The 6,439-nt window shown below is 68.4% G+C and carries 5 protein-coding genes; 2 read left to right on the forward strand and 3 right to left on the reverse strand.

All coding sequences use genetic code 11. From position 1 onward, the window contains the following. Positions 1-7 precede the first annotated feature (7 nt). Positions 8-1,537, reverse strand: coding sequence for a methyl-accepting chemotaxis protein (locus DB354_RS06760; RefSeq protein WP_107834672.1), 1,530 nt, complete (start codon positions 1,535-1,537; stop codon positions 8-10). 318 nt (positions 1,538-1,855) lie between these two features. Between DB354_RS06760 and DB354_RS06765 the strand changes: the two genes are divergently transcribed. Further along, positions 1,856-2,299 carry a hypothetical protein gene (locus DB354_RS06765; RefSeq protein WP_107834673.1) on the forward strand — a complete coding sequence of 148 codons (444 nt, stop codon included), beginning with the start codon at positions 1,856-1,858 and terminating at the stop codon, positions 2,297-2,299. 364 nt (positions 2,300-2,663) lie between these two features. Further along, positions 2,664-3,056 (forward strand): hypothetical protein, encoded by a 393-nt coding sequence (locus tag DB354_RS06770; RefSeq protein WP_146180136.1) that lies wholly within the window; start codon positions 2,664-2,666, stop codon positions 3,054-3,056. 25 nt (positions 3,057-3,081) lie between these two features. Here the strand turns inward: DB354_RS06770 and DB354_RS06775 are convergent, their stop codons facing one another. Both DB354_RS06775 and DB354_RS06780 read right to left on the reverse strand, forming a co-directional pair. Then, the gene (locus tag DB354_RS06775; RefSeq protein ID WP_107834675.1) at positions 3,082-5,289 is read right to left on the reverse strand and encodes a tetratricopeptide repeat protein; all 2,208 of its coding nucleotides are present in this window, start codon (positions 5,287-5,289) and stop codon (positions 3,082-3,084) included. A gap of 181 nt (positions 5,290-5,470) precedes the next feature. Then, the gene (locus tag DB354_RS06780) at positions 5,471-6,124 is read right to left on the reverse strand and encodes a DUF350 domain-containing protein (RefSeq protein WP_158277401.1); all 654 of its coding nucleotides are present in this window, start codon (positions 6,122-6,124) and stop codon (positions 5,471-5,473) included. Positions 6,125-6,439: the final 315 nt, after the last annotated feature.

The raw sequence follows: 6,439 nt of genomic DNA on the forward strand, positions 1-6,439 counted from the left end.
CTCGGACTCATTGCGCCACCAACTGGGGCGCTGCCCGGCGCTCCGGCGCCGGTGGCGGCACCGGCCCCGCAGGTGCCTTCGCGGCCGGCGCCGGCTCCCGCGCCGCCGCCGCCGCCACGCCAAAGAGCTCCGTCAACTGGTGCACCCCGCGACGGAGAATTTCAGCCTGCTCCGTCAACTCGCCGGACGCCTGGGTCTCGGCCCCGGCCGCCTCGACATTGCGCTGCACCACGCGGTCCATCTCGCGGATCGCGGTGTAAATCTGCTGCACGCCCTCGCGCTGCTCGCCGCTGGCCGCGCTCACGTCGCCGATCAACTGGTCCACTTCGCGAACCTTCATCACGATCGCCTCGAGGTGCGTGGCCACTTTGGCGCTGATCGCCACCCCTTCCTCGGTGCGATGGATCGTCCGCTCGATGTTGCCCGCGGTCTCCTTCGCCGCCGCCGCGCTGCGCTGCGCCAGCGCGCGCACCTCCTCCGCCACGACGGAAAATCCCGCGCCCGCCTCGCCCGCCCGCGCGGCTTCGACGGCCGCGTTGAGCGCGAGGATGTTCGTCTGGAAGGCAATGGTGTCGATCGTGCGCGTGATCTTCGCGATCTCGTCGCCGGCGGACTTGATGCCCTCCATCGCGCTGTTCATCGCCCGCATCTCGCCCACGCCGCTGTCGGCCGCCACCCGCGCCTCGCGCGAGATGTCGGTCGCGCGCGCCGCGTTGGCCGCGTTGCGCTCCGCCACGTTGCCCATGTGCGCCAGCGCCGCATCGGTCTGCTTCAGCGCCGCCGCCTGCTGGCTTGAGCCCGCCGCCAAATGCTCGCTTCCGGTCGCCAGTCGCCCGGCCGTCTCCGCCACCCGCTCGGAGCCCCGCGTCAGGGTCGAGCTCAGCCCGCGCACGAGCCGGCGCATGCGCAGCACGATGAACGTCGCGATCGCCAGCGACATGACCACGAGGGCCGCGGCCGCCAGCAGCGCCCCGCGTTCGCCGGAATGCGTCACCGCCGTGATGTGGCGACCGGCCGCGTCCGCCGTCGCCTTGTTGAAGTCGACGAGATCCTGCGTCGCCTTGAGATAGCCCACGGTCGCGTCCGTGCCCGGCCCACGCCACTGCGCCTCGGCCCCGCGTCGGTCACCTTCGCGCGCCAGCCGCAGCGCCTCGTTGCGCGCGACCCGATACTTCGCCTGCGCGTCGCGCACCGCCTCAAAGAGTTCCCGCTCCCGTGGGCTGGCGATCGCCGCTTCATAGGCCTTGGCGATGCCGGCAAACTCGTCGCTCAGCCGCTTCAGTTCGCGCTCCGCGACCACCCGGTCGGCCGGATCCGTCCGGCTGAGGAAGTCGGAGACCCAGAAGCCGTTCTGAGACACCGACGATTTCATGATCCCCACATAATAGAGCCCCGGCAGATGCCGCTCCGCCAGCCCCTCACTCTGCTTCCGGATCGCCACCATGCGCGTCCACGTGAAGCCGCCGGCCGCAATCGCAATCACAATGATCACGGCGAACCCGAGGCTCACCCATTTGCCGATGGTGAAAGACTTCATCGGGCGGATGCGGGCCGGGAAGGCACGCGCGGGCGTCTGATCCGGGTGGTAGGGGTCACGTACCGCTTAACGGCGCATCGCCAAGGAACTTAAGGCCAGTTGGATGCGGATAATTATGCGATTCCTTATCCTTTTGCGGACGGGACGCCGCTTCACCCGCTTCCGGGCGAAAACCGCTAGGGGTTCTGACCTACTCCTTTTGGCGTAGCGGAAGGGGGTATCGGAAAACCTCCGAAGTCGCCGTCCGGCCAAGTCCCGAAAACCTTTACTCCAGTTGGCGTATTCAACTTTCAGACGTTTTCCGGCATACCTGGGCCCATGAAATTCTCCCTCGTTACCCTCTCCCTGCTGCTCGCGCTCCCCGTTGCGGTGAGCGCCCAAAGCAAGGCGACCAAAACTTGGATGAACGGCCGCGCCGTCACCATCGTCACCGACGTGACCACGCAGGCGCCCGCCGTCTGCCAGACCGCGATGGAGCAGGCGCTCGACCAGCAGGGCTGGCACGACCAGATCTATCGCGCCACCGAAGGCGACAAGGCCTTCCTCATCGTGAGCCAGCGCGAGGAGGACGCCTGTTCGGTCAAGGAGGTGAAGGTCACGCTGTGGCGCGCGGTCTCCGTCCAGGGCAAGACCCACACCGAGTCCTGGGTGTACCGCCTCGCCCCGAGCGAAGTGAATCGCTTCCTCGACTCTGAACTTCGTTCGGTCGCGCTGCAGTTCACGTCGGCGCCGGTCAAGCTGCCGGAAAAGGCCAACTCCTAGTTTTTCGCTGATCTTGCTCTTGTCCGCCCGGAGCCCCCGACCGAGGGGGCTCCTTTTTTACGCCGTCTGCGTCCGTCCCCGATCCCAGCACCCGGAGCCCGCCGCCGGGGAAGAGCTTGTCCTGCCCCACCCCGACTGGCAGGCTGCCGCCTGCGTGAACACGCCAAGGACATTGCTGGTCTGCGCCGGCTTGGCCGCCGCGCTGACGGTCCCAGTCACCCCGCTCGCCGCCGCTGGAGCGGAGTCGCTTTCCTCTCCAATCCTTCGTCTCCCTGAAGCGCCTCGCCCGACCGTCACGCCCCGTTCCCGTCCCCGCCTGATTACGCACGATATGGCCGACGGCCTCGCCCGCTCGCGTCCGCCCGTGACCGCCCCGAACGCGCCCGACGCGCTCCGGTTCGATGCGCCGACGGCCGAGACCGCCGACCCGACCGGGGACGGCATCATCGAGCTGCCGCGTTTCTTCGTGCCGGAGACGCGTCTGCGGATTCCATCCGAGGAAGCGGTGCTCACCTCGCGGGGCGTGGCGGACATCGCGATGAAGCGGTACATCTCCGAACTCGATCACGCGTTGAATCGCTTCACCCTGCCGCTCTTCGGCACCTCGCGCGAGGCCCACGCCACCGCCATGTACCGGGAAGACGAACGCCTGCGAAAGCTGAAGGAGCTCGGCGACCTCGTGGGGCTGCTGAGCCTGGGCAACTCCAGCGGCGCCCCTCGGGCCCGGCGCGAAGCCGCCCGGTTCTCCCTCCGCTGAGCGCCCGGGTCGCGCCTCCCCGCCCCTAATCCAGCCCCAGCTGCGCCCGAGCCCGCGCGCGATTCTTCCGCGCATCGTCAAGGTCGGGCGCCAGGCGCACCGCCTCCTCGAAATGCGGCAGCGCTTCCCGCACGCGCCCCAGGCGCGCCAGCGCAAGCCCCAGGTTGTTGTGCGCCAGCGCGTGCTCCGGGTTCAGCGTCAACACGTGCTCGTACCGCGCCACCGCCTCAGGCAATCGCTCCGCCGTCAGCAGCGCGTTGCCGAGATTGTTGTGTGCCTCGGCGTAGTCGGGCTGCAGGCGGATTGCCTCCTCGTACTCCGCAATTGCCTCGGGGAGCCGACCCAGCGCCGTCAGCACCATCGCCCGGCCATGATGCACGGTCGCCGATGTCCGTCGCTCCGCCACCGCGGCGTCCATCGCCGCGAGCGCCTCGGCGGGATGGCCCTGCAACAGGAGCAGGTTGCCCCAGCTCACCTGCGTCTCGCCATCTCGAGGCCGGAGCGCCGCGCCTCGTGCAAATGCCGCCTGCGCCTCCGCCAGCCGGCCCTGCCGCACCCGCGCGCCCGCCAGGTTGAGCCACGCGTCCCCATACCCCTCCTCCAACTTGATCGCGGTCTCAAATTGCCGGATCGCCTCGTCGATCCGGTTCAACTGCAGGAGCGCCTCGCCGTAGTCATTGTACGCAGTAACCATCACCGGACTCAGACGGAGCGCCTCGACATAATACGGCAGCGCCTCCACCGGCCGCCCCAATCGCACCAGCGCCAGTCCGACGTAGTAGTAAGCAGTGCCGGTCCGCGATTGGTACCGCAGCGCCAGCCGAAACACCTCGAGCGCCTCGGCCGGCCGGCCCGCATCTAGCAGCGACAACCCCATGTTCCCAAGCGCGGGAATGTGCCGTGGGTTCAGCTCGAGCGCGCGGCGGTGCGCCGCCACCGCCTCGGTTTCCCGGCCCGCCTCCCGCAACGCCGCGCCCAAGCTGGCGTAAGCCACCGCATTATTGGGCCGCTTCGCAACCGTATCGCTCCACAGCGTCACCGCGCTGGCGTACGCCCGATTCCGCGCCGCCGTGAGCACGCCCAGCCCCACGACAAGCGCCGCGACCCCGATCGCAAGCCGCCGCCAGGAAACCCAGGCCGCCAACGGCACGATCAGGCACAGCCCGGCCGCCAGCGGAAGGTACATCCGATGCTCCACGATGTACTGCGTCGTCCCCGGCACGAGGCACGTCGGCGCCAGCACGGCCCACCCCAGTACGGCTGGCACACTCCACGCCCGCCGCCGCCACACGCCCCAGGCCGTGGCACCTAATGCCCCGAACACCAACGCGGCCTGGGCAAAATACAGCGCATCGAACCGCGCCGTGACCGGGCCGTACTCAAAAATCAGCGGATATGGCCAGACGCTGAGCCCGAGGTACCGCGCCAGCGCTGGCACTTGGGTCGCAAGGTAGCCGAACGCCTCGACGCCGACCCCCATCCCCGCCGAACCGCCGCGATTGCCCCCGGTACTTGCCACGAGGTAAGCTAGCACCCCCCATGTGGCCGCCAGCGCCAGGTAGAACCGGCGGCGCGCCCGCCACGCCGCGCCGAAACCGCCGCTCACATAGGTTCGATCGTAGAGCAGCACCAGCAAAGGCGCCGAAACCATGTTTTCCTTCGTCGCCATCCCGAGCAGACACGCCACCCAGGCCAGCACCAACCATCGCCCCGGCTTCGCCGCCTCCACGCTCCGGCTGAACGCATAGAGCACGAGCAGGTACCAGAGCGCCATCAGCGACTCCGCCCGCTGCACGATATAGGTCACCGCTTCCGTGTGGAGCGGATGTACGGCCCACAACGCCGCCGCCGCCAGGGCGATCGACCCCGCGGCGTCCCCCAGCCGCGCGCCAAGCGGCAGCCGGGCAAGCGTTCGTCGCACCAGACCGAAGAACGTCAACGCCGCCGCCAGATGGATCGCGATATTGACCGCATGGTACCCTCGGGCATCCAGCCGCCCCGCCGCAAAGTTGAGCGCGAACGAGAAATTCAGGACCGGCCGCCCGCTGGCCGTCGCGCCGTCTCCCGGCGTCTGCAGCAACGCGGTCGGCGGCCACAGGGTTCGGATCGTCGGGTTGTACACAACCGACTCGCGGTCGTCGTACACAAACGGACCGTTCAGACTGTTCGCATACGCGAGCGCCACCACCAGCAGCAGGACCAGCGCCCCAAGCCAGCCGACACGGGCATCCACGGCCGGTGAGGATCCGCACCTGGTTGGGTTAGCTTCGAGCGAAGATGACACGCCGCTCCAGCAAGCGATGTCCGCTGCCCGAGTAAACGCGGAATTCGGGCGGCCGGGCCGCCAATATACAAAAACGGCGGCGCCGCCGATAGGCTCCGCCGCCGTGGTCAGAAAGGGAGGGCCGTCGGGCTTACGCCATGAACGCCGTGACGAGCGCGTTCAGGAAGAGCGACACGCCGGACCCGATGCCCGTGACACCCGCCGCCACTAGGCTCGAGACGCCGATCATGATGCCGCAGTAGATCACGCCGATCGCGGCGTTGTTGGCCTTGAACTCCGCCTTTTCGTCGATGCCGACGGTCAGCTTGTCCATCACCCGGAACACGACGGTGATCGCGAAGCTCGCCACGGCGATCGCGACGAAGAGGTTGATGACGCCCGCCACGAGGCCGATCACCCCGTTCAGCACCCCGCTGGCGCCGAGCGTGAGCAGCGAGCGGGTCATCGCGTCGATGCCGCCGGAGATCACCCGCGTGTACGAGATCACGACCCCGGCCGCGAGCAGCGCGACCGCGACGTTCTTCGCCTTGATCTCGCCCCAGATGTCGATGCCGCCGAGCAGGCGGGACAGAAGGGCCAGGCCCTTGTTGATGGAGAAGGCGGCTAGGCTGAGGCCGACCACCAGTTGGATGACGCCGAGCAGCAGCCCGCCGAGCGAGCCGCCCACGCCCGCCCAGGGACTGGAGGACGTCGCTTCCGCGGCGTGCGCGGCAGTGGCCGTCGAGGCCACCACGGCGACGAGAATAAGAGACTTCAGCACTTGGCCAAAGATACGGTTTTTCATGGCAAAGAGCCGATCCATGCCGCGCCGCGGCCCGGCAGGGCAATTCACAAACGTGCGTCGCGGATAGCGAAAATTCTTGCGCCACCGCCGGCGATTCCCGGGCCCGAAAAGTCCCGGCGGACGCATTTCAAGCCAGAACGCATTGCGCCGGGCGGCGCCGGAGAAATGCGAAACGGGGTAGCGCCGACTCCGGCCGGGATCCGCCGGCCGCGTCGCCAGGGTTTGGTATTCCGGATCCGGATCCGGATTCAGCCTGCTATGAGGCCGATTACGGCAAGCGCAAAAAGTCCGCCCGCGGCGCACGAGTAGTGCGCA

It is taken from the genome of Opitutus sp. ER46, assembly GCF_003054705.1.
Classification (GTDB): domain Bacteria; phylum Verrucomicrobiota; class Verrucomicrobiia; order Opitutales; family Opitutaceae; genus ER46.

Bases quoted from the DNA above. Each gene is read 5' to 3' on its own strand.
- DB354_RS06760 (WP_107834672.1), bottom strand. From the start codon at position 1,537: ATGAAGTCTTTCACCATCGGCAAATGGGTGAGCCTCGGGTTCGCCGTG.
- DB354_RS06765 (WP_107834673.1), top strand. From the start codon at position 1,856: ATGAAATTCTCCCTCGTTACCCTCTCCCTGCTGCTCGCGCTCCCCGTT.
- DB354_RS06780 (WP_158277401.1), bottom strand. From the start codon at position 6,124: ATGAAAAACCGTATCTTTGGCCAAGTGCTGAAGTCTCTTATTCTCGTC.